This is a genomic window from Achromobacter sp. FW305-C-30-7, from assembly GCF_058783105.1.
In genome coordinates this window covers 1-23,229 of the sequence record NZ_JBYSYI010000020.1, presented here as the reverse complement: position 1 = coordinate 23,229, position 23,229 = coordinate 1, and the positions used below count along the sequence as shown (strand labels likewise).

The window sequence follows — 23,229 nt, the reverse complement described above, 5'->3', positions numbered from 1 at the left end:
AAGAAGGCCTGCGTTTCGCCATCCGTGAAGGCGGTCGTACCGTCGGCGCCGGCGTCGTCGCCAAGATCCTGAAGTAAGCAATACCCGGATGGGTAGAGCGGACGAAAAGTCCCTCTACCCATTTTTGCCGTAAAAGTGTTATGATGTTTGGCTCCGCGATCATTTGCGTCGGATAGCTCAAGGCTATCTTGAGCGACGGGTCCGGAAAGTCAGTGAATGTAGTGCAAGCCAGTAGTGTTTTAGGGGCATAGCTCAATTGGCAGAGCGTCGGTCTCCAAAACCGAAGGTTGTAGGTTCGATTCCTACTGCCCCTGCCACCGCCAGGATAAACCCGCGGGAGATCATCGCGAGTTACGCATTCACGGCGGCTCGCGTCGCAATATGTCTAATACCAGCGTAGAAACCGTAACCAGTACCGCCGACCGGGTCAAGCTCGGGCTGGCGGTTCTTGTCGTTATTGCTGGCATCGTCGGGTTCTCCGTGCTGAGCGCGCAACCGATGCCTGCTCGTGTCGGCGTTTTCGTCGGCGGTCTCGTGATCGCAGCCGTGATCGCCTGGTTCAGCGAACCCGGCCGCCGCACCCTGAGCTTCGCCAGCGAGTCCTACAACGAAGTCAAGCGTGTCTCGTGGCCCACGCGCAAGGAAACGACCCAGATGACGGGTATCGTTTTCGCGTTTGTGGCGGTCATGGGCCTTTTCATGTGGGTGCTCGACAAGGGCATCGAATGGATTCTCTACGGCCTGCTGTTGGGCTGGAAATAAGGACGGCGAATGAGTAAGCGTTGGTATGTCGTCCATGTGTACTCCGGCATGGAAAAAAGCGTACACAAGGCCCTGAACGAGCGCATCGAGCGCGCGGGCCTGCAAACGTCGTTTGGCCGCATTCTTGTGCCCTCCGAGGAAGTCGTCGAGGTCAAGGGTGGCCAGAAGTCGATCACCGAGCGCCGCATTTTCCCCGGTTATGTCCTGGTTGAAATGGACCTGACCGACGAAACGTGGCACCTGGTCAAGAACACCAACCGCGTCACCGGCTTTTTGGGTGGCTCGGGCAACCGTCCGACCCCGATTTCCGAAAAGGAAGTCGAGAAGATCCTCTCCCAGATGGAAGAGGGTGTCGAGAAACCCCGCCCCAAGATCCTGTTCGAAGTGGGCGAGATGGTTCGGGTCAAGGAAGGTCCGTTTGCGGACTTCAACGGCAACGTCGAAGAAGTCAACTACGAAAAGAGCAAGGTGCGTGTGTCCGTCACCATTTTTGGTCGCGCCACGCCCGTCGAACTCGATTTCAGTCAGGTCGAAAAGACCTAATTTCAACCCCCGGGGAGCTCCCAGGCCTCAGTGCCCAGGAGCGATATAACCCGCAAGGAGCAAAGCATGGCGAAGAAGATCGTCGGCTTTATCAAGCTGCAAGTGCCGGCTGGTAAGGCTAACCCCTCCCCCCCGATTGGCCCGGCCCTGGGTCAGCGTGGCCTGAACATCATGGAATTCTGCAAGGCGTTCAACGCCAAGACCCAAGGCATGGAGCCTGGTCTGCCGATTCCCGTGGTGATCACCGCCTTCGCGGACAAGAGCTTCACCTTCATCATGAAGACCCCGCCCGCGACGGTCCTCATCAAGAAGGCCGCCGGCGTGCAAAAGGGTTCGTCCAAGCCGCATACCGACAAGGTCGGCACGCTGACCCGCGCTCAAGCTGAAGAGATCGCCAAGGCCAAGGGCCCCGATCTGACCGCCGCTGATCTGGACGCCGCCGTGCGTACGATCGCTGGCAGCGCCCGCAGCATGGGCATCACGGTTGAGGGGATCTAATCATGGCAAAACTGTCCAAGCGCGCCGCCGCCATTGCGCAGAAGATCGACCGTACCAAGATGTACCCGGTCGCTGAAGCCCTGACCCTGGTCAAGGAAACCGCCGTCGCCAAGTTCAATGAATCCATTGACGTGGCCGTGCAGCTCGGCATCGACCCGAAGAAGTCGGACCAACTGGTCCGCGGCTCGGTCGTTCTGCCCGCCGGCACCGGCAAGTCGGTCCGCGTCGCCGTGTTCGCCCAAGGCGACAAGGCTGAAGCCGCCAAGGCCGCTGGCGCCGACATCGTCGGCCTGGACGACCTGGCTGACCAGATCAAGGCCGGTCAAATGGACTTCGACGTGGTCATCGCCTCGCCCGACACGATGCGTGTCGTGGGCGCCCTGGGTCAGATCCTGGGCCCCCGTGGCCTGATGCCGAACCCGAAGGTCGGCACCGTGACCCCGGACGTCGCCACCGCTGTCAAGAACGCCAAGGCCGGTCAGGTTCAGTACCGTACCGACAAGGCTGGCATCATCCACGCAACGATCGGCCGCGCGTCGTTCGGCGTGGAACAGCTGCAAACCAACCTGGCCGCTCTGGTCGACGCCCTGCAAAAGGCTCGTCCCGCAGCTGCCAAGGGCATTTACCTGCGCAAGCTGGCCGTTTCGTCCACGATGGGCGGCGGTGCGCGCGTGGAAATTGCCTCGCTGTCGGCCAACTAAGCCGATAGCAGTAAACGTACTTTGGGCTGCATCCGGATTCCTCCGGATGTTGCTGTCAAAGACCGCTGGAGCAGGGTGGTTCAAGCAGTACCGGGCCACTCCGCTTAATCCCGAAGCCCGCAAGGTTCGGATCCAGCGTAGACGGCGTCCCCAGGAAGATTTCTTTACACGAAGAACTCGACCAGGCGCCGCATTCGGTTGACGCGCAAGGCTCAGGCCCCAGGCGTCTTTTGATGGAGTGTTCAAACCGTGAGTCTCAATCGTCAAGAGAAAGCGGTGGTAATCGAGGAAGTCTCGGCGGAAGTCGCCAAGGCCCAATCGATTGTTATCGCTGAGTACCGTGGTCTGGACGTCGCCTCTGTCACCGTACTGCGCAAAACTGCGCGTGAATCGGGCGTGTATCTGCGTGTTCTGAAGAACTCGCTGGCCCGTCGTGCTGTTGCCGGCACGGCTTTCGAGCCGTTGGCTGAGCAACTGACCGGTCCGCTGATCTATGGCATCAGCGCTGATCCGGTTTCGGCGGCCAAGGTCCTCGCAGGTTTCGCGAAAAGCAACGACAAGCTGGTCATCAAGGCGGGCGCTCTGCCCAACAGCCTGCTGAACCAAGACGGCGTGAAGGCCCTGGCCACCATGCCCTCGCGCGAAGAGTTGCTGTCGAAACTGCTGGGCACCATGCAAGCCCCCATCGCGCAATTCGTGCGTACGCTCAACGAAGTTCCGACCAAGTTCGCCCGTGGCCTCGCGGCTGTGCGCGACCAGAAGGCAGCGGCCTAATCGCCCTGCTGTCCGGAATTCGCTGAACGACCGAGCGACACCCAAACCCTGGCATTACCAAATTATTTGGAGTTCTGAAAAATGGCACTTAACAAAGCTGAAATCCTTGACGCCATCGCTGGCATGACCGTGCTCGAGCTGTCCGAGCTGATCAAGGAAATGGAAGAGAAGTTCGGCGTGTCGGCTGCTGCCGCCGCTGTCGCTGTCGCTGCTCCCGCCGCTGGTGGCGCTGCCGCCGCTGCTGAAGAGCAAACCGAGTTCACCGTCGTTCTGACCGAAGCTGGCGCCAACAAGGTTAGCGTCATCAAGGCCGTGCGCGAGCTGACCGGTCTGGGTCTGAAGGAAGCCAAGGACCTGGTCGACGGCGCTCCGAAGCCCGTCAAGGAAGCTGTGGCCAAGGCTGACGCCGAAGCCGCCAAGAAGAAGCTGGAAGAAGCTGGCGCCAAGGTCGAAGTCAAGTAAGACCTGCGTCAACTTGCCCGGGGACAGCGCAGTTTGCAGTCCCCGGGCTTTTGCGTTTCCAGGAAACCCCTACTGGGGTCATGCCTTTACAGAGGGGTTTCCTGGAGTCGTATCACCTGGGGCCGTGGTTGACGGCCCATGCAACCTCGAGTCGGAGTGCTCATGCCTTACTCGTACACCGAAAAAAAGCGCATCCGCAAAAGCTTCGCCAAGCGTGAAGACGTTCAAAACGTTCCCTTCCTGTTGGCGACACAGCTTCAATCCTACCTAACTTTCCTGCAGGCGGATACCGCCCCGTCCGATCGCGTAGCCGACGGTTTGCAGGCGGCGTTCTCGTCGATTTTCCCGATCGTTAGTCACAACGGTATGGCGCGCTTGGAGTTCGTGAGCTATGTGCTCGGCGAACCGGTGTTCGATGTCAAGGAATGTCAGCAACGTGGCCTGACCTATGCCTCGCCCCTGCGAGCCAAGGTCCGCCTGGTGCTGCTTGACCGCGAAGTCAGCAAGCCCACCGTGAAGGAAGTGAAGGAACAGGAAGTCTACATGGGCGAAATTCCGCTCATGACGGGCACGGGTTCCTTCGTCATCAACGGCACCGAGCGTGTCATCGTCTCGCAGCTGCACCGCTCGCCTGGCGTGTTCTTCGAGCACGACCGCGGCAAGACCCACAGCTCCGGCAAGCTCTTGTTCTCGGCCCGCGTGATTCCTTACCGCGGTTCGTGGCTGGACTTCGAATTCGATCCGAAGGACGTCCTGTTCTTCCGCGTCGACCGCCGCCGCAAGATGCCTGTCACGATCCTGTGCAAGGCCATCGGCATGACGCCGGAATCGATCCTGGCCAACTTCTTCGACTTCGACAACTTCGAATTGAAGAGCGAAGGCGCGATGATGGAATTCGTGCCCGAGCGTTGGAAGGGCGAAATGGCCCGTTTCGACATCTCGGACCGCGACGGCAAGGTCATTGTCGAAAAAGACAAGCGCATCAACGCCAAGCATCTGCGCGACCTGGCTGCCGGCGGCATCCAGCGCATCTCCGTGCCGGAAGACTTCCTGTACGGCCGCGTGCTGGCCAAGAACATCGTCGACCCGGACACCGGTGAAGTCATCGCCAACGCGAACGACGAGATCACGGAAAGCGTGCTGGGCGCCCTGCGCGCCTCCAACGTCTACGACATCCAGGCGCTCTACACGAACGACCTGGACCGCGGTCCGTACATCTCGCAGACGCTGCGCACCGACGAAACCGCCGACCAGATGGCCGCTCGCGTCGCCATCTACCGCATGATGCGTCCCGGCGAGCCGCCCACCGAAGAAGCGGTGGAAGCGCTGTTCCAACGTCTGTTCTACAGCGAAGAAACGTACGATCTGTCGCGCGTCGGCCGCATGAAGGTCAACAGCCGTCTGGGCCGTGGTGAAGACATCACCGGTCCGATGACGCTGACCAACGAAGACATCCTTGAAACCATCAAGGTGCTGGTCGAGTTGCGTAACGGCCGTGGCCAGATCGACGACATCGATCACCTGGGCAACCGCCGCGTGCGTTGCGTCGGCGAACTGGCCGAGAACCAGTTCCGCGCCGGCCTGGTGCGCGTCGAGCGCGCCGTCAAGGAACGTCTGGGCCAGGCCGAGACGGAAAACCTGATGCCGCACGACCTGATCAACTCCAAGCCGATCTCGGCCGCCATCAAGGAGTTCTTCGGTTCGAGCCAGCTGTCGCAGTTCATGGACCAGACCAACCCGCTGTCGGAAATCACGCACAAGCGTCGCGTTTCCGCACTGGGCCCGGGCGGTCTGACCCGCGAGCGCGCCGGCTTCGAAGTCCGCGACGTGCACCCGACCCACTATGGCCGCGTCTGCCCGATCGAAACGCCGGAAGGCCCGAACATCGGCCTGATCAACTCCATGGCGCTGTACGCTCGCCTGAACGAGTACGGCTTCCTGGAAACGCCTTACCGCAAGATCATCGACGGCAAGGTCAGCGAGCAGATCGACTACCTGTCGGCCATCGAAGAAAGCCACTACGTCATCGCGCAGGCCAACGCCGCGCTCGACGAAGAAGGCCGTTTCGTGGACGACCTGGTGGCTTGCCGCGAAGCCGGCGAAACCATGCTGACCGCTCCGGCCAACGTGCACTACATGGACGTTGCCCCGTCGCAGATCGTGTCGGTTGCCGCCTCGCTGATTCCGTTCCTGGAGCACGACGACGCGAACCGCGCGCTGATGGGCGCCAACATGCAACGTCAGGCCGTGCCTTGCCTGCGTCCGGAAAAGCCGGTCGTGGGTACGGGTATCGAGCGCACCGTGGCCGTTGACTCGGGCACGACCGTGCAAGCCCTGCGTGGCGGCCTGGTCGACCACGTCGACGCCGAGCGTGTCGTGATCCGCGTGAACGATGAAGAAAACGTCGCCGGCGAAGTCGGTGTCGACATCTACAACCTGATCAAGTACACCCGTTCCAACCAGAACACGAACATCAACCAGCGTCCTATCGTCAAGCGTGGCGACAAGGTTGCCAAGGGTGACGTGCTGGCCGACGGCGCATCGACCGACCTGGGCGAACTCGCCCTGGGTCAGAACATGCTGATCGCGTTCATGCCGTGGAACGGCTACAACTTCGAAGACTCGATCCTGATCTCCGAAAAGGTTGTGGCCGATGACCGCTACACCTCGGTCCACATCGAGGAACTGACGGTCGTCGCCCGCGACACCAAGCTGGGTCCGGAAGAAATCACGCGCGACATCAGCAACCTGGCCGAGACGCAACTGAACCGCCTGGACGATTCGGGCATCACGTACATCGGCGCCGAAGTCAGCGCCGACGACGTGCTGGTCGGCAAGGTCACGCCCAAGGGCGAGACCCAGCTGACGCCGGAAGAAAAGCTGCTGCGCGCCATCTTCGGCGAAAAGGCGTCCGACGTTAAGGACACCTCGCTGCGCGTGCCCTCGGGCATGACCGGCACCGTGATCGACGTGCAAGTGTTCACGCGCGAAGGCATCGTGCGCGACAAGCGCGCCCAGTCCATCATCGACGATGAACTGCGCCGCTATCGCCAGGACCTGAACGACCAGCTGCGCATCGTTGAGAACGACCAGTTCGACCGTATCGAAAAGATGCTGGTCAACAAGACCGTCAACGGCGGCCCGCGCAAGCTGGCCAAGGGCGCCACGATCACCAAGGCATACCTGGCTGATCTGGACCGCTGGCAGTGGTTCGACATCCGCCTGGCCGACGAGCCGCACGCCGTCGTGCTGGAGCAGGCCAAGGAATCGCTGGAGCAGAAGCGCCACCAGTTCGACCTGGCCTTCGAAGAAAAGCGCAAGAAGCTGACGCAAGGCGACGAGCTGCCCCCGGGCGTGCTGAAGATGATCAAGGTCTACCTGGCCGTGAAGCGTCGTCTGCAACCTGGCGACAAGATGGCAGGCCGTCACGGCAACAAGGGCGTGGTCTCGCGCATCACCCCGGTGGAAGACATGCCGCACATGGCTGACGGCACGCCGGCCGACATCGTTCTGAACCCGCTGGGCGTGCCCTCGCGGATGAACGTCGGCCAGGTGCTGGAAGTGCACTTGGGCTGGGCTGCCAAGGGCGTGGGCCATCGCATCGCCGACATGCTGCGCGACGAACGCACCGCACAGGTCAAGAACATCCGTGCCTACCTGGACAAGGTCTACAACACGACCGGCACCGGCGCCCGCATCGACGAGCTGACCGACGAAGAAGTCATGGAAATGGCCCAGAACCTCAAGAACGGCGTGCCGTTCGCGACGCCCGTCTTCGACGGCGCGACCGAAGAGGAAATCACCACGATGCTGGAGCTGGCCTATCCGGACGAAGTCGCCAAGCGCATGGCGCTGACGCCGTCGCGTACGCAGGCATGGCTGTACGACGGTCGTACGGGCGAGCAGTTCGAGCGTCCCGTCACGGTCGGCTACATGCACTACCTGAAGCTGCACCACTTGGTCGACGACAAGATGCACGCGCGTTCGACCGGCCCGTACTCGCTGGTTACCCAGCAGCCTCTGGGCGGCAAGGCGCAGTTCGGCGGCCAGCGTTTCGGGGAGATGGAAGTGTGGGCGCTGGAAGCATACGGCGCCGCCTACACCCTGCAGGAAATGCTGACGGTGAAGTCCGACGACATCACCGGCCGTACCAAGGTATACGAAAACATCGTCAAGGGCGACCACGTCATCGACGCCGGCATGCCGGAATCGTTCAACGTGCTGGTCAAGGAAATCCGCTCGTTGGCCCTGGACATGGATTTGGAGCGTAACTAATGAAAGCGCTACTCGACCTCTTTAAGCAAGTCTCGCAAGACGAGCAGTTCGATGCCATCAAGATCGGCATCGCCTCGCCCGAGAAGATCCGTTCGTGGTCCTACGGCGAAGTTCGCAAGCCCGAGACCATCAACTACCGCACGTTCAAGCCCGAGCGCGACGGCCTGTTCTGCTCCAAGATCTTTGGCCCGATCAAAGACTACGAGTGCTTGTGCGGCAAGTACAAGCGCCTGAAGCATCGTGGCGTGATCTGCGAAAAGTGCGGCGTGGAAGTCACCGTCGCCAAGGTTCGCCGTGAACGCATGGGCCACATCGAGCTGGCCAGCCCCGTCGCGCACATCTGGTTCCTGAAGAGCCTGCCGTCGCGTCTGGGCATGGTGCTCGACATGACCCTGCGCGACATCGAACGCGTGCTGTACTTCGAAGCCTGGTGCGTGATCGAACCTGGCATGACGCCGCTCAAGCGCGGCCAGATCATGTCGGATGACGATTTCCTCGCCAAGACCGAAGAGTACGGCGACGACTTCCGTGCCCTGATGGGCGCGGAAGCCGTGCGCGAACTGCTGCGCACCATCGACATCGACCGCGAAGTGGAAACGCTGCGCGGCGAACTGAAGGCCACCAGCTCGGAAGCCAAGATCAAGAAGATCTCCAAGCGCCTGAAGGTGCTGGAAGGCTTCCAGAAGTCCGGCATCAAGGCCGAGTGGATGGTCATGGAAGTGCTGCCCGTGCTGCCGCCGGACCTGCGTCCGCTGGTGCCGCTGGACGGCGGCCGCTTCGCGACCTCCGACCTGAACGACCTGTACCGCCGCGTCATCAACCGCAACAACCGCTTGAAGCGCCTGCTGGAGCTGAAGGCTCCGGAAATCATCCTGCGCAACGAAAAGCGGATGCTGCAGGAAGCCGTCGACTCGCTGCTGGACAACGGTCGCCGCGGCAAGGCCATGACCGGCGCCAACAAGCGCCAGCTCAAGTCCCTGGCCGACATGATCAAGGGCAAGAGCGGTCGTTTCCGTCAGAACCTGCTGGGCAAGCGCGTCGACTACTCGGGCCGTTCGGTCATCGTGGTGGGTCCGCAGCTCAAGCTGCACCAGTGCGGCCTGCCCAAGCTCATGGCCCTGGAACTGTTCAAGCCGTTCATCTTCAATCGCCTGGAGATGATGGGTCTGGCCACGACCATCAAGGCTGCCAAGAAGCTGGTGGAAAGCCAGGAGCCGGTGGTCTGGGACATCCTGGAAGAAGTCATCCGCGAACACCCGGTCATGCTGAACCGTGCGCCCACGCTGCACCGTTTGGGCATCCAGGCGTTCGAGCCGGTCCTGATCGAAGGCAAGGCCATCCAGCTGCACCCGCTGGTTTGCGCGGCGTTCAACGCCGACTTCGACGGTGACCAGATGGCCGTCCACGTGCCGCTGTCGCTGGAAGCCCAGCTGGAAGCGCGCACGCTGATGCTGGCCTCGAACAACGTGCTGTTCCCGGCCAACGGCGAACCGTCGATCGTGCCGTCCCAGGACATCGTGCTGGGTCTGTACTACACGACGCGCGAGCGCATCAACGGCCGCGGCGAAGGCATCTTCTTCACCGACGTCGCTGAAGTGCAGCGCGCCTACGACAACGGCGAAGTCGAGCTGCAGTCGCGCATCACCGTGCGCCTGAAGGAACACGAGCGCGACGAGGCTGGCGAATGGCAGCCGGTGATCCGCCGTCACGAGACGACGGTCGGCCGCGCGCTGCTGTCCGAAATCCTGCCCAAGGGCCTGCCCTTCACGGTGCTGAACAAGGCGCTGAAGAAGAAGGAAATCTCGCGCCTGATCAACCAGTCGTTCCGCCGTTGCGGCCTGCGCGACACCGTGATCTTCGCTGACAAGCTGATGCAGTCAGGCTTCCGCCTGGCCACGCGCGGCGGTATCTCCATCGCCATGGGCGACATGCTGATCCCGACCGCCAAGGAAGGCATCCTGGCCGAAGCCAGCCGCGAAGTGAAGGAAATCGACAAGCAGTACTCGTCGGGTCTGGTCACGTCCCAGGAACGCTACAACAACGTGGTGGACATCTGGGGCAAGGCCGGCGACAAGGTCGGCAAGGCGATGATGGAACAACTGGCCACCGAACCCGTGATCAACCGTCACGGCGAGGAAGTGCGCCAGGAATCGTTCAACTCCATCTACATGATGGCTGACTCGGGCGCCCGCGGTTCGGCCGCCCAGATCCGCCAGCTGGCCGGCATGCGCGGCCTGATGGCCAAGCCGGACGGCTCGATTATCGAAACGCCCATTACCGCGAACTTCCGTGAAGGCCTGAACGTACTCCAGTACTTCATCTCGACTCACGGCGCGCGTAAGGGTCTGGCCGATACGGCACTGAAGACCGCCAACTCGGGTTACCTGACCCGCCGTCTGGTCGACGTGACGCAAGACTTGGTGATCACCGAGGACGATTGCGGCACTTCGCAGGGCTACAACATGAAGGCCTTGGTCGAAGGCGGTGAAGTCATCGAGCCGCTGCGCGACCGGATCCTGGGTCGTGTTGCCGCCATCGACATCATCAACCCGGACACGCAGGAAACGGCCATCGTCGCCGGTACCCTGCTGGACGAAGACCTGGTCGACACCATCGACCGCATCGGCGTGGACGAAGTCAAGGTCCGCACCCCGCTGACCTGCGAAACGCGCCACGGTCTGTGCGCGCACTGCTACGGCCGCGATCTGGGTCGTGGCTCGCCGGTCAACCAGGGCGAAGCGGTTGGCGTCATCGCCGCCCAGTCCATTGGCGAACCGGGCACGCAGCTCACGATGCGTACGTTCCACATCGGTGGCGCGGCGTCGCGTTCGGCTCTGGCCAGCGCGGTGGAAACCAAGTCCAGCGGTAACGTCGGTTTTGCCAGCACGATGCGCTATGTCACGAACGCCAAGGGCGAACGTGTGGCGATCTCGCGCTCCGGCGAACTGGCGATCTTCGACGACAACGGCCGCGAACGCGAACGCCACAAGATCCCGTACGGCGCGACCGTGCTGGTGGGCGATGGCGAAGCCGTGAAGGCTGGCGCACGTCTGGCGACGTGGGATCCGCTGACCCGTCCTATCGTGTCGGAATACGGTGGCGCCGTGCGCTTCGAGAACATCGAAGAAGGCGTGACCGTTGCCAAGCAGGTGGACGAAGTCACCGGCCTGTCGACGCTCGTCGTCATCACGCCGAAGACCCGTGGCGGCAAGATCGTCATGCGTCCGCAGATCAAGCTGGTCAACGAGCAGGGCGAAGACGTCAAGATCGCCGGCACCGATCACTCGGTGAACATCTCGTTCCCGGTGGGCGCGCTGATTACCGTGCGCGACGGCCAGCAGGTTGCCGTGGGTGAAGTTCTGGCGCGTATTCCGCAAGAATCGCAAAAGACCCGCGACATTACCGGCGGTCTGCCGCGAGTGGCCGAGCTGTTCGAAGCCCGCTCGCCCAAGGACGCCGGCATGCTCGCCGACGTTACCGGCACGGTTTCGTTCGGCAAGGACACCAAGGGCAAGCAGCGTCTGGTCATCACCGACCTGGAAGGCGTGAGCCACGAGTTCCTGATTCCGAAGGAAAAGCAGGTGCTGGTGCACGACGGCCAGGTGGTGAACAAGGGCGAAATGATCGTGGACGGCCCGGCCGATCCCCACGACATCCTGCGCTTGCAAGGCATCGAGAAGCTGGCGACCTACATCGTCGACGAAGTGCAGGACGTGTACCGTCTGCAGGGCGTGAAGATCAACGACAAGCACATCGAAGTGATTGTTCGTCAGATGCTGCGTCGTGTGAACATCGTTGACGCGGGCGATACCGAGTTCATCCCGGGCGAGCAGGTCGAGCGCTCCGAGCTGTTGAATGCGAATGACCGCATGCAGGCTGAAGACCGCATTCCTGCCACGTACGACAACGTGCTGCTGGGTATCACGAAGGCCTCGCTGTCGACCGACTCGTTCATCTCGGCCGCATCGTTCCAGGAAACCACGCGTGTCCTGACCGAAGCCGCCATCATGGGCAAGCGCGACGATCTGCGTGGTTTGAAGGAAAACGTGATTGTCGGCCGCCTCATCCCGGCAGGGACGGGTCTGGCTTATCACCACGCACGCCGCGACAAGGAAGAACTGGAGGCCGCGGAACGCGAAGCCGCCCGCCAGTTGGCCAACCCGTTCGAAGACTCGCCGGTCACGGTGGGCTCGGATGCGGAAACGCCGGCATCCGACCTCGGCTCCGAGGATTCCGCCGAATAAGCGGAAACACCCGGCAGGGATGCCGCGCGCAGTCTGGCGCGGCATGCCCGGAATCAAAAAGGCCGCTGATGCGAATCAGCGGCCTTTTTTTGCCTGGCGCAGGGGAGGTTACTTCGTGACCTGTGCCTGCGCGTGCCGGAACACGGGCCCCCAGACGGGATGGCCAGCTTCGTTCGGCGCCAGCTCGAAGGCGGGGTCCAGAGCCAGGATGCGGGCAAAGCTGTCCTCGCACAGGCGCGGATATTTGCTCACGCAGTAGCTGAACGCCTGCAGCTTGTAGGCTTCGATGCGCACGGCCTTGGTGGAGGTGGCCAGGGCGTCGGAGGTGGCGACGCCGCGGATGACTTCGCCGTAACGGCCGGCGCTGTATTTGTCGCGTACTTGCTGCAGCTGGTCCAAGGCTTCTGCGGTGGGCGGCGCTTCTGGCTGCTTGGACGTAACCCCGGCGCAACCCGCCAGGAGGGCCGACAAGCCGAGCAGACTACTCAGAACGCGAATTTTCATGGCTTCCAAAGGTGTAGAGAGGTTTAGCGGTACGCTATCGTGCCACAGCCTGATGCGCTCGGACATTTTCCGCAATGTCCTTGCGGTGCGGATTGGATAATATTCGCCTTATTCCATCGTTAATTTAGCTGTCATGCGACAGCGCCAGTCCCGATCATGTCTTCTTCCGCCGGCCTCTTGACGCCGCGTGGCCCCTTTTCCGGCGCCGCGCCGCTTGCACTGCGTCCGCTGAGTGCCATCGCCGCCAGCACGGCGGGGGGCGTACCGGAAACCCGCATCAAGCGGCTTCTGTCTGACCTGCTGCCATCCTTGATGGCCCTGCACGCCCAGGGTGAAATCTGCGGCGATATTTCGCTGGATACCGTGGGCATGGACGAAAGCGCCCGCGCCCATCTGGTGCCGGAACTGGTCGTGGCGCGTTCGCGCCGAGCCACTCGCACGCCGACCCCCGGTTTTGCGCCGTTCGAGCTCTATAGCGATTCGGTGGAATGGCCGCGCGGCCCGTGGAGCGATATTTACGCCCTGTGCGCGGTGATGCACGCCTTGGTCATAGGGAGCAAGCCGGCGCCGGCGCCCGAGCGCCGCGCGGAGGATACCTACGAGCCGCTCGCCTCCCTGGGATTGCCGAAGTACAGCCAGGATTTCTTGTCCGCGATTGACGCCGGCCTGGCCATGGCGCCCGCTGATCGGCCGCAGACGCTGGCGGATCTGGCCGGCATGCTGGGCATCGCCGCTCAGGTCGAGACAGCGCCGGATCTGATCGCCCCGTTGCCGGCCTCCCATGCGGCGCCGCCTGCAGCCGCCGCTGCGGCGCACCAACCGGCGCGCGGACGCCATCCCCTGCTGGTGCTGCTGCTCGTCGTGGCGCTGATCGGAGCGGGAGTATATGCCTGGTTCGAGTCTGGAATGGGCGCTCCCAACGCGCTGATCACCCGGTCCGAAGTGGTTCAGCCGAATCCGCCGGCCGTGCATCCGATGCCGCCGCCCGCGCCGGGCGCCGGGCCGGTGGCGTCGCCATCGCCGCCCGAGCTTCGAGCCCCGCAGGAATCGGCGCCCCAGACGCCTGCGCCGGAAAGCGCGCCAGCCCTGGGCGAAACTCCGACTCCTTCGGCGCCGCCTGCGGAGGCGCCAGCGACCGTGGCCGTGCCGTCCACGGCCGTGCCCGCCGAGGCTCCCGCAGCCGTGGCCGAAGAGACCGCCAAACCCAAGCCGATTCCGGTGCTGGTGCGGCTGGACATCCGCCCATGGGGCGAGGTCTGGATCAATGGCGTGGCGCGCGGCATCAGTCCGCCGGTCAAGGAACTGCGGCTGATTCCCGGCAAGTACCAGGTGGTGCTGCGCAATGCCGGCCTGCCGCCGTACCGTACGACGCTGGAGGTCAAGGCAGGCAAGCCCGCCGTGATCTCGCACGTCTTCCAATAGGGGGCGCCGCGGCTACGTCGCGGATATCTCTTCTGGCGCCATGGGCAGGCGCAGCGTGAAGACTGAACCCGCGCCCAGTTCGCTGCTGACTTCGACCGTTCCGCCGTGGCGTTCGGCGACCGTGCGCACGAACGCCAGACCCAGGCCGGCGCCACCGACGTCGCCGCGGGTTTCGACGCCCACGCGCGAGAAGGGTTCGAACAGCCGCGCCAGATCCTGCGCCGCAATGCCCTGGCCCTGGTCGCGGATATTGGCACGCCAGAAGCCGGGCTCCTCGTCGATGCCGCATTCGATCCGGGTTTGCGGCGGGCTGTACTTGATCGCGTTGTCGATCAGATTGCACAGCGTGCGCATGAGCAGGGTTTGATCGCCGCGGACATAGGCGGCGGGCAGCGGCAGCGCGAGGACGAGTTCGATGCCGCGTTTCTGAGCCGAGGCCCAGAACTCGTCCACGGCGTCTTGCAGCAGGCTGCCCAGATCCAGTTCCACCGCGCTGATTGTCATCGACTCGGCGCGAGTGAGGTGCACGAAGTCGTCGACCAGGCGCAAGGTGCGGTTGGCGAGTGCGGCGATGCGGCCCAGGGTTTCGCTTTGGTTCTCGGGCGAGCCGCCTTCCTGCTTCATTTCGACCAGCGCGAGGATGGAACTTTGGGGGGCGCGCATGTCATGCGAGATGAAGCGCAAGGTTTCCTCGCGCTGGCGCTCCGCCTGGCGGATGCGCGAGATGTCAGTCAGCGTGGCGACGGTGCCGGCGAAGTCGCCTTCGGCGGTGTGAATCGGCGCGCATTTCAGGATCAGGTCGCGTCCGGCATGGTCGCGTACTTCCAGGTCGGCGCTCCATGGCGATGACGCCGCGACCGGTCCCTGGCCGCTGAGCGCCTCGGCCACGCGCTGGCGCGTGGCGGGATCGGAAATGGTCTTTTCGAGCAGATGGGTGGCCCGGCGCCCGACGCGGGGAGGGCGCATCCCCAGCCGCTGAAAATACATGACCGCGGCCTGATTGCGGAATTGCATGCGGCCGTCCTGATCGAAAACGAGCGTGGCGTCCGGCATGCCGTCCAGGCCGTCGGCCAGGAAGCGGCGCAGGTTGCGCACGCGGGCCAGCGCCCGGCGCAGCTCGCCGACCCGACTTTCCAGCGACGCGCTGGGACCCGCGCCCTGGGCGCCGGCCTCGTTCAACACCGGCGGGTACTCGCGCTGCAGCCGGCGCAATTCGTTGTCCATGTAGCGCAGCGCGGCCTCCTGGCTGCGCCAGCTCCAGAGCGGATAGCACAGCGCCACGCCCAGCAGCGCCGCAGCCGGCGCGAACCACACATAGGCATAGGCCAGCAGCAGGAACGCCATCAGGAGTATGACGATGAACAGCGCCAGGTTGACCAGCAGGGCCTGCTTGGGCGACAGCCGCCACAGGGCCAGGCAGGCCAGCAGCACGGGCAGCGCCGCGAACAGCGCATTGCTCCAGGCGGGCGGCAGCCGATAGGCGATATCGTCGCGCGCCGCGTGCAGCAGGTTCGCGATGATCTCCACCCCCGACATGCCGCTGACGTCGTGCGACACCGGCGTCGGGTAGGCGTCGCCCAGGCCGGTAGCCCAGGCGCCGACCAGCACATACTTGCCGCGCAGTTCGTCGGGCGACAGGTCGCCGCGCAGCACGGACAGGTAGGACACGGTGCGCGTATGCGCGGTGGGACCGGAGTAGGGGATCAGGATGCTGCCGTCGGGCGCGGCGCGGTTCAACAGTTTCTGCGCCGCATTCGCTTGGCCGCCGACGTCCAGCATGACCATGGCCAGATGGTTCCAACGGCGGTCTCCGAGCTGCGCGCTGAGGGTTGCTGCGCGCACCACGCCATCCGGGTCGATGCGCGCGTTGATGAAGCCTTTGGCGGCGGCGGCCTGCGCCACGCCGGGGATGGGCTCGTTGACTGCCGAAGGGCGGTCGAGCCGGTCCAGCACGACCGGAAGGACCGTACGGCCATGTCGCCGGATGCTGTCGGCCAGGATGCGGTCGTCGTTCGGATTGGCCATGTCCGGCTCGGCAAAGATCAGGTCCAGCGCGACAGCGCGGGCGCCCTGCAGGCGGTCCAGCAGCGCCGCGTGGACGGCGCGCCGCCATGGCCAGTGGCCCAGCGCCTTGATGCTGTCGTCGTCGATCGCGACGATCAGGATGTCGCGGTCGGCGTCGCGCCCGCTCAACGACAAGGCGCGGTCATAAAGGATTTGATCGAAGCGCCCCAGGCCATTGAACGAGCCCAGGATGGCGGCCAGCACCGCTAAAACCACCGTCAGCCACAGCCCTGAGCGCGAGGTCCGGTCCTGCGGATCGGCGGCGTCGGCCATGAGACGGGCTCTAGTAATCGGTCAGCGTGATCAGGCCGCCCGTGCCGCTGGCCACGCCCGAGCCGTCGGAGGTCAGGAGCATGTTCGCGCCCTCGAAGGTCGCGATCGCATCGCGTCCGTTCAGGCCCAGGTCATCCACCGCGCGCACGGACACGTAATAGGTTCCCGGACCGGGCGCGGCGAAGCGGATATCGTTGCTGGGAAAGCTCGTCGAAGATACCGGCAACGCGCCTTCGGCATCGCGCGAGACGCGCACCACGTAGCTCTGCGCGCCGGACACGGGCGAGACGTCGGCGGTCCAGGTGCCGCCGCCCGCGCGCGTGGGTGTGCCCAGTTGCGGCGCATCGAGCAGCGCGCGCATGCCCGAGACCGCGCCGTCCGAGCCCACCGCGGCGCCGTAGCCCGTGGCCACCGCGACCGGTTTGGCTGGGGGCGATCCGGGTGCGTGGGGCTGCAGACGCACGCTGCCTTCCAGCACTTCGCTATGTACGCCCTGCGCGCCACTTTGTACGCGGAAGCGCGTGCCGCGCACGCCAGTGACCGCGACCGGTGTGCGGATCTCGAAACGGCCCACGCCTTGACCGGAGGGTGCCACTGAGGACTCCACGCCGCCGCTTTGCACCCGGACGACGGAATCCGTCAGCGCAGTGCCTTCGAATTGGCGCAGGCGCGTCAGTTCGACGGAGCCGCCGGCCGGCAGTGTCAGCTTGGAGCCGTCGGCCAGCTCCAGCGTGACGAAGCCGTTGGCAGCGGTGCCGACCGTACTGCCTTCAGCCACGGTGTCGCCGGCCCGCAAGGCCTTGCCGTCGACATTCGCCTGGCCGCTGACGTGCACGACACGGGCGTCGGCGGGCCGCACGGGAATCATGGACAGCGGGATGCGCAATTCCAGCCCGATGGGCAGCGTTTCCGGCGTGACTACCTTGTTCAGGGTTTGCAGCTGGCTCCAGTTGGCCTGCTTGTGGGTATATCGGGTTGCCAGGTCGATCAACGTATCGCCTTGGCGCACACGGTAGATGAAGTCGTCCCCAAGCGCGCCAGCGGGCTGGCTGCGGGCCGGCGCCATCAGCGCCAGGCAGGAGATCATGGCAAGCAAAGAAAGCGCGCGGCAGCGGCTCATGACTATCGGTTCTCCAGGGGGGGCGCGCGCAGGCGCTTACTGCGGATTGGCTGCGATGTCTTCCGGCGAGCTGATTTGCTCCAGCCGGTAGCCCAGCGCATAAGAGGACGTGAGGCGCACGCCGTGTTCGGGACGCAGCTGGAGCTTTTGCCGGATGTTCGACAAATGGGTGTCCAGGGTGCGGGAGGTCGCGGGAATTTCCCGGTTCCATACGCATTCGGCCAGCACGTCGCGCGACATGAGGCGGCCGACATTACGGAAAAACAGCAGGGCGAGCTCGAATTCCTTGGGGGCGAGCGACACCACGGCGGAATCCAGGGTGATCGTGCGGGCGGCGGGTTCGATGCGATAGCGCGCCACGTCGAAGGCATCGTCCGCGGGTTCGGCGATCTGGCTGCGGCGCAGCAAGGCCGCCACCCGCGCCAGCAGTTCCAGGGGGCGCAGGGGTTTGACGATGTAGTCGTCCGCGCCGGCGCGCAGACCTTCCACCAGATCGTCCTCGCTGGAACGATTGGTCAGGAAGATGACCGGGATGCGCGGGCCGATATTGGCGCGCAGCCACCGCACCACATCGTCGCCGTCGATGTCGGGCAAATGCCAGTCCAGCAGCACCAGGTCGAATTGCTCAGTGCGCAGCGCGGCCAGGAGATCCCGGCTTTGCTGATAACTGCTGCAGGTGTATCCGGCAGTGGTCAGAACTTGCTGGATGCGTTGTGCTTGATCCAGGTCGTCTTCCAGCGACGCGATTTTCATCAGACGTGTTCTCGCGAAGGTTTGCTACGCAAGCGCGCGCTATGGCGCCCTACTGCAAGATGGGAAAGGAATATATAGGTGTAAACGAATGATAACTCGGGAGGGGCCCCGGCTGGCTACGTTATGGCAAGAACTGTCAAACATTGCAAAGTTGACGAATCTTGACTGGAGTTGTTGCGTAACAACGCGCCACACTGTCTCAATCGTTCTCCCCCCGCGGTAAGGCGTGGGGCGGAGCCGGTCGAGGTTGTTGGTCGTATGGAACAGATATGAATCAATTGCGCATACTTATGATGTCACCCGACGAGGCCGCCCGCGGCGTCGCCGTGTCCGCATTGCTGCAAGCTGGTATTTCTGCACGCGGTTGCTCGACGTCTCTCGAATTGTTTGGATTGCTCAACGGCGGCGGCTTTGACGTCGTGGTCCTGGATGTCGGGACCCTGGGCGAAATCGGCTACGCCCTGGTGGCCCGCCTGCACGGCTCATCGTCCATGGGCATCGTGGTCACGGGAACCGGCATGTCGGTGGATAGCCGCCTGCGCTGCCTGCAAAGCGGTGCCGACGCCTGTCTGCCAGATCCGCAGGATCCCCGCGAGCTGGCCTGCATCCTGCTGTCCTTGGCGCGCCGCCTGCCCGCCGGGCAGGATCCGTCCCTGGCCGAGCCGGCCCAGAACGGCCAGTGGGAGCTGCGCGACCAGGGCTGGACCCTGGCGGCGCCCACGGGCGCCACCATCTCGCTGTCCGCCAATGAGCGCCTGATCGTGCGTTCGCTGCTGGAAGTGGCGGGCAAGGCCGTGGGCCGGAACGAGCTGGGCGACGAGTTGCAGGTGGAAGGGGGCGGAGTCCGCGCCAGCGGTTCCCGCAGCATCGACGTGATCGTCAGCCGCTTGCGTCGCAAGGCCGAGCTGGCCGGGGTCATGTTGCCCATCCGCACGGTCTACGGCAGCGGCTACCTGTTCGCCGACCAGTAGCGGGGCACGGCTATACTGGCGGTGCCGCGCCTGGCGGCAGCCCCGGCGCCAGAGCGCCCGGCCGCTATCCGCAGTCAGCATATCGCTGTTCCTGCCGATTGCCGCAGTCAATGACCCTGATTTCAGGCACCCCGATTTTCGGCGTATGCGGCCCTAATTTTCACGAGCGCCGCCTAACTGGCATGCTTCTGCCGGCAACGCGCCACACGCGCGGCTTACAATTTTCTTTGACAGCAGCCCTTGATCTCAGTTATGCTAAAGGGCTTACTGCTTTATTTCGCGCGCAAAATCTGGCCGCGGTAGGGTTCAGAAGTACGGTGTCTGGGAACAAGGTGCGTCACGAGCCTTTCGTTTCAAGCCATACGGCTTCGCGGCAACGGGTCTTTCCGGCGCCGTCACCCCACGGCATCCAGCTTTGTGCGTTTTGTCATAGTTTGTTGGCAAGCCCGCTCTTTTACGTATATGAACGTTTGAGGCGGTTTTGCGCGAACTGCCTTCTCCGAAAGTTCACTGCTTGAGGAGACGAGTACGTAAGTACTTACCCAGTGGTACGTAAAAGGGATTTCAAAGGTCATGCCTACCATTAGCCAACTCGTGCGCAAGCCGCGCGAAGTCAGCATCATCAAAAGCAAGAGCCCCGCGCTCGAAAACTGCCCGCAACGCCGCGGCGTGTGCACTCGCGTGTACACCACCACCCCCAAGAAGCCGAACTCCGCTTTGCGCAAGGTTGCCAAAGTGCGTCTGACCAACGGTTACGAAGTCATTTCGTACATCGGCGGTGAAGGCCACAACCTGCAAGAGCACTCGGTGGTTCTGGTGCGTGGCGGTCGTGTGAAGGACTTGCCCGGTGTGCGTTATCACATCGTGCGCGGTTCCCTCGACCTGCAAGGCGTCAAGGATCGTAAGCAAGCCCGCTCGAAGTACGGCGCCAAGCGCCCGAAGAAGGCTTAATAACGAGTCAGCAGTACCCCCGCGTGGCGGCAGTCCGTCACTAGGGAAGTGCGACCGCGCCATCCAGATGATGGGAAGGTGCGCGGCACGTAAGGGGTCGTCTCCATGGACGGCCATGGCCGTGTAATGAAACACGGTTCAACTGAACAGACACAAGGAAGCAACAATGCCCCGTCGTCGCGAAGTACCCAAGCGCGAGATTCTGCCCGATCCCAAGTTCGGCAGCGTCGAACTCGCCAAGTTCATGAACGTCGTCATGCTGGACGGCAAGAAGGCCGTCGCCGAGCGCATCGTCTACGGTGCCCTCGAGCAAGTGCAAACCAAGACCGGCAAAGAGCCGATCGAAGTTTTCAGCCTGGCGATCAACAACATCAAGCCGATCGTCGAAGTGAAGAGCCGCCGCGTTGGCGGTGCCAACTACCAAGTGCCGGTTGAAGTGCGCCCCGTGCGCCGCCTGGCCCTGGCTATGCGTTGGCTCCGTGAAGCCGCCAAGAAGCGTGGCGAGAAGTCGATGGATCTGCGTCTTGCTGGCGAACTGATCGACGCCTCCGAAGGTCGTGGCGCCGCGATGAAGAAGCGCGAAGACACGCACAAGATGGCAGAGGCCAACAAGGCCTTCAGCCATTTCCGCTGGTAATTTAAGGACTAACCCACCATGGCCCGCAAAACCCCGATCGAGCGCTATCGCAACATTGGTATCTCTGCGCACATCGATGCAGGGAAAACCACCACGACCGAACGTATCCTGTTCTACACCGGCGTCAATCACAAGATTGGCGAAGTGCATGATGGCGCAGCCACCATGGACTGGATGGAACAAGAACAAGAGCGTGGCATCACCATTACGTCGGCAGCAACGACGGCGTTTTGGCGTGGCATGGCGAAGAACTATCCCGAACACCGCATCAACATCATCGACACCCCGGGACACGTGGACTTCACCATCGAGGTGGAACGTTCCATGCGCGTCCTGGACGGTGCTTGCATGGTCTACTGCGCGGTGGGCGGTGTTCAGCCCCAGTCCGAAACCGTGTGGCGCCAAGCCAACAAGTACGGCGTGCCGCGTCTGGCCTTCGTCAACAAGATGGACCGCACCGGCGCCAACTTCTTCAAGGTCTATGACCAGCTGAAGAACCGCCTGCGCGCCAATCCCGTGCCGATCGTCATTCCCATCGGCGCCGAAGACACGTTCCAAGGCGTGGTCGACCTGGTCAAGATGAAGGCGATCATTTGGGACGAAGCCAGCCAAGGCATCAAGTTCGACTACGCAGACGTTCCGGCCGAGCTGGAAGGCCTGGCGAACGAATGGCGCGAAAAGCTGGTTGAAGCCGCTGCTGAATCGTCCGAAGAGCTGATGAACAAGTACCTGGAAACGGGTTCGCTCGACGAAGAAGAAATCAACCTGGCCATCCGTCAACGCACCATCGCTGGCGAAATCCAGCCGATGCTGTGCGGCACCGCCTTCAAGAACAAGGGCGTGCAGCGCATGCTGGACGCGGTCATCGACTACCTGCCTTCGCCCGTGGACATTCCCGCGGTCGACGGTCAGGACGACGATGGCAACCCCGTCACGCGTGAAGCCAACGACGACGAGAAGTTCTCGGCTCTGGCGTTCAAGCTGATGAGCGATCCGTTCGTGGGTCAGCTGACCTTCGTGCGCGTTTACTCGGGCGTCCTGAAGTCGGGCGATACGGTCTACAACCCCATCAAGGGCAAGAAGGAACGTATCGGCCGCATTCTGCAGATGCACGCGAACAACCGCGAAGAAATCAAGGAAGTGTTGGCAGGCGACATCGCCGCCGTGGTGGGTCTGAAAGACGTGACCACCGGCGAAACGCTGTGCGACATCGACTCCCACATCCTGCTCGAACGCATGATTTTCCCGGAGCCCGTGATTTCGCAGGCCGTGGAACCCAAGTCCAAGGCTGACCAGGAAAAGATGGGCCTGGCGCTGTCGCGCCTGGCGCAGGAAGATCCGTCGTTCCGCGTGCGCAGCGACGAAGAATCCGGCCAGACCATCATTTCCGGTATGGGCGAGCTGCACCTGGAAATTCTGGTTGACCGCATGAAGCGCGAATTCGGCGTGGAAGCGAACGTCGGCAAGCCGCAAGTGGCCTACCGCGAAACCATCCGCAAGACCTGCGACGAAGTTGAAGGCAAGTTCGTCAAGCAATCGGGCGGTCGCGGCCAGTACGGTCACGTGGTTCTGAAGGTCGAGCCGTTGGCTCCTGGCGGCGGCTACGAATTCGTGGACGCCATCAAGGGCGGCGTGGTTCCTCGCGAGTACATCCCCGCGGTGGACAAGGGCATCCAGGAAACGCTGCCTTCGGGCGTGTTGGCTGGCTACCCGATCGTCGACGTCAAGGTCACGCTGTTCTTCGGTTCGTACCACGACGTGGACTCGAACGAAAACGCGTTCAAGATGGCCGGCTCCATGGCATTCAAGGAAGGTCTGCGCAAGGCCAGCCCCGTGCTGCTGGAACCGATGATGGCCGTTGAAGTCGAAACGCCTGAAGACTACGCTGGTACCGTGATGGGCGATCTGTCCTCGCGTCGCGGCATGGTTCAGGGCATGGACGACATGGTTGGCGGCGGCAAGACCATCAAGGCCGAAGTTCCGCTGGCCGAGATGTTCGGTTACGCCACGAACCTGCGTTCGCTGACGCAAGGTCGTGCCACGTACACGATGGAATTCAAGCATTACTCCGAGGCCCCCAAGAACGTCGCTGACGAAGTCATCGCCGCTCGGGCCAAGTAAATAACCCTTGCCGGGGCCGCCCATCCGGACGGTCCTGGCAGAAATCCAAGTTTCCTTGAAAGTCAAAGGATAGAGATCATGGCAAAAGGCAAGTTTGAACGTACCAAGCCGCACGTGAACGTGGGTACGATTGGTCACGTTGACCACGGCAAAA

Annotated in this window: 18 protein-coding genes, 1 tRNA gene and 1 pseudogene; 16 read left to right on the top strand and 4 right to left on the bottom strand. The window is 63.1% G+C overall.

Annotated elements, in window-relative coordinates; all coding sequences use genetic code 11:
• The 10 genes from AC3WOB_RS31515 to rpoC all read left to right on the top strand — a co-directional run.
• The coding region (locus tag AC3WOB_RS31515; protein WP_446649917.1) for an EF-Tu C-terminal domain-related protein at positions 1 to 77 on the top strand (77 nt) is incomplete at its 5' end.
• A 164-nt stretch (positions 78 to 241) separates the two neighbouring features.
• Positions 242 to 317: transfer RNA gene (locus AC3WOB_RS31510), tRNA-Trp, on the top strand.
• Between the two features lie 64 nt (positions 318 to 381).
• Complete coding sequence (secE, locus tag AC3WOB_RS31505; protein WP_013397034.1) at positions 382 to 762, top strand: preprotein translocase subunit SecE; 381 nt, start codon at positions 382 to 384, stop codon at positions 760 to 762.
• 9 nt (positions 763 to 771) lie between these two features.
• Positions 772 to 1,305, top strand: coding sequence for a transcription termination/antitermination protein NusG (nusG, locus tag AC3WOB_RS31500; RefSeq protein ID WP_006389586.1), 534 nt, complete (start codon positions 772 to 774; stop codon positions 1,303 to 1,305).
• 66 nt (positions 1,306 to 1,371) lie between these two features.
• Positions 1,372 to 1,803, top strand: coding sequence for a 50S ribosomal protein L11 (gene rplK, locus AC3WOB_RS31495; protein WP_006389587.1), 432 nt, complete (start codon positions 1,372 to 1,374; stop codon positions 1,801 to 1,803).
• Positions 1,804 to 1,805: 2 nt separating this feature from the next.
• Complete coding sequence (gene rplA / locus AC3WOB_RS31490) at positions 1,806 to 2,504, top strand: 50S ribosomal protein L1 (RefSeq protein ID WP_013397033.1); 699 nt, start codon at positions 1,806 to 1,808, stop codon at positions 2,502 to 2,504.
• 249 nt (positions 2,505 to 2,753) lie between these two features.
• Positions 2,754 to 3,278 (top strand): 50S ribosomal protein L10, encoded by a 525-nt coding sequence (rplJ, locus tag AC3WOB_RS31485; RefSeq protein WP_013397032.1) that lies wholly within the window; start codon positions 2,754 to 2,756, stop codon positions 3,276 to 3,278.
• 81 nt (positions 3,279 to 3,359) lie between these two features.
• A complete protein-coding gene (gene rplL / locus AC3WOB_RS31480; RefSeq protein ID WP_013397031.1) occupies positions 3,360 to 3,740 on the top strand; it encodes a 50S ribosomal protein L7/L12 in 381 nt (126 codons plus the stop codon).
• Positions 3,741 to 3,902: 162 nt separating this feature from the next.
• The gene (gene rpoB / locus AC3WOB_RS31475; RefSeq protein WP_013397030.1) at positions 3,903 to 8,015 is read left to right on the top strand and encodes a DNA-directed RNA polymerase subunit beta; all 4,113 of its coding nucleotides are present in this window, start codon (positions 3,903 to 3,905) and stop codon (positions 8,013 to 8,015) included.
• Positions 8,015 to 12,259, top strand: coding sequence for a DNA-directed RNA polymerase subunit beta' (rpoC, locus tag AC3WOB_RS31470; RefSeq protein ID WP_492277227.1), 4,245 nt, complete (start codon positions 8,015 to 8,017; stop codon positions 12,257 to 12,259). Before rpoB ends, rpoC begins: the two co-directional genes overlap by 1 nt.
• Before the next feature lie 108 nt (positions 12,260 to 12,367).
• Here the strand turns inward: rpoC and AC3WOB_RS31465 are convergent, their stop codons facing one another.
• Positions 12,368 to 12,763 (bottom strand): TssQ family T6SS-associated lipoprotein, encoded by a 396-nt coding sequence (locus AC3WOB_RS31465; RefSeq protein WP_492277226.1) that lies wholly within the window; start codon positions 12,761 to 12,763, stop codon positions 12,368 to 12,370.
• A 156-nt stretch (positions 12,764 to 12,919) separates the two neighbouring features.
• On the opposite strand from AC3WOB_RS31465, the gene AC3WOB_RS31460 reads away from it, so the two are divergent.
• On the top strand, positions 12,920 to 14,185 hold the full coding sequence (locus tag AC3WOB_RS31460) for a serine/threonine-protein kinase (protein ID WP_492277225.1): 1,266 nt from the start codon (positions 12,920 to 12,922) through the stop codon (positions 14,183 to 14,185).
• 12 nt (positions 14,186 to 14,197) lie between these two features.
• Here the strand turns inward: AC3WOB_RS31460 and AC3WOB_RS31455 are convergent, their stop codons facing one another.
• The 3 genes from AC3WOB_RS31455 to AC3WOB_RS31445 are packed head-to-tail and all read right to left on the bottom strand — an operon-like array spanning position 14,198 to position 18,395.
• On the bottom strand, positions 14,198 to 16,522 hold the full coding sequence (locus tag AC3WOB_RS31455) for a CHASE2 domain-containing protein (RefSeq protein WP_492277224.1): 2,325 nt from the start codon (positions 16,520 to 16,522) through the stop codon (positions 14,198 to 14,200).
• A 10-nt stretch (positions 16,523 to 16,532) separates the two neighbouring features.
• Complete coding sequence (locus AC3WOB_RS31450; protein ID WP_492277223.1) at positions 16,533 to 17,642, bottom strand: FecR domain-containing protein; 1,110 nt, start codon at positions 17,640 to 17,642, stop codon at positions 16,533 to 16,535.
• Between the two features lie 36 nt (positions 17,643 to 17,678).
• Positions 17,679 to 18,395 (bottom strand): response regulator transcription factor, encoded by a 717-nt coding sequence (locus AC3WOB_RS31445; RefSeq protein ID WP_013397024.1) that lies wholly within the window; start codon positions 18,393 to 18,395, stop codon positions 17,679 to 17,681.
• A gap of 290 nt (positions 18,396 to 18,685) precedes the next feature.
• On the opposite strand from AC3WOB_RS31445, the gene AC3WOB_RS31440 reads away from it, so the two are divergent.
• The 5 genes and pseudogenes from AC3WOB_RS31440 to AC3WOB_RS31420 form a co-directional block, all read left to right on the top strand.
• Positions 18,686 to 19,366 carry a response regulator transcription factor gene (locus tag AC3WOB_RS31440; RefSeq protein ID WP_492277222.1) on the top strand — a complete coding sequence of 227 codons (681 nt, stop codon included), beginning with the start codon at positions 18,686 to 18,688 and terminating at the stop codon, positions 19,364 to 19,366.
• A gap of 573 nt (positions 19,367 to 19,939) precedes the next feature.
• The gene (rpsL, locus tag AC3WOB_RS31435) at positions 19,940 to 20,317 is read left to right on the top strand and encodes a 30S ribosomal protein S12 (RefSeq protein ID WP_005017264.1); all 378 of its coding nucleotides are present in this window, start codon (positions 19,940 to 19,942) and stop codon (positions 20,315 to 20,317) included.
• A 166-nt stretch (positions 20,318 to 20,483) separates the two neighbouring features.
• The gene (gene rpsG / locus AC3WOB_RS31430; RefSeq protein ID WP_006216561.1) at positions 20,484 to 20,954 is read left to right on the top strand and encodes a 30S ribosomal protein S7; all 471 of its coding nucleotides are present in this window, start codon (positions 20,484 to 20,486) and stop codon (positions 20,952 to 20,954) included.
• 18 nt (positions 20,955 to 20,972) lie between these two features.
• A complete protein-coding gene (gene fusA, locus AC3WOB_RS31425) occupies positions 20,973 to 23,075 on the top strand; it encodes an elongation factor G (RefSeq protein ID WP_013397022.1) in 2,103 nt (700 codons plus the stop codon).
• 78 nt (positions 23,076 to 23,153) lie between these two features.
• A pseudogene (locus AC3WOB_RS31420) lies at positions 23,154 to 23,229 on the top strand (GTP-binding protein); the annotation flags it as partial.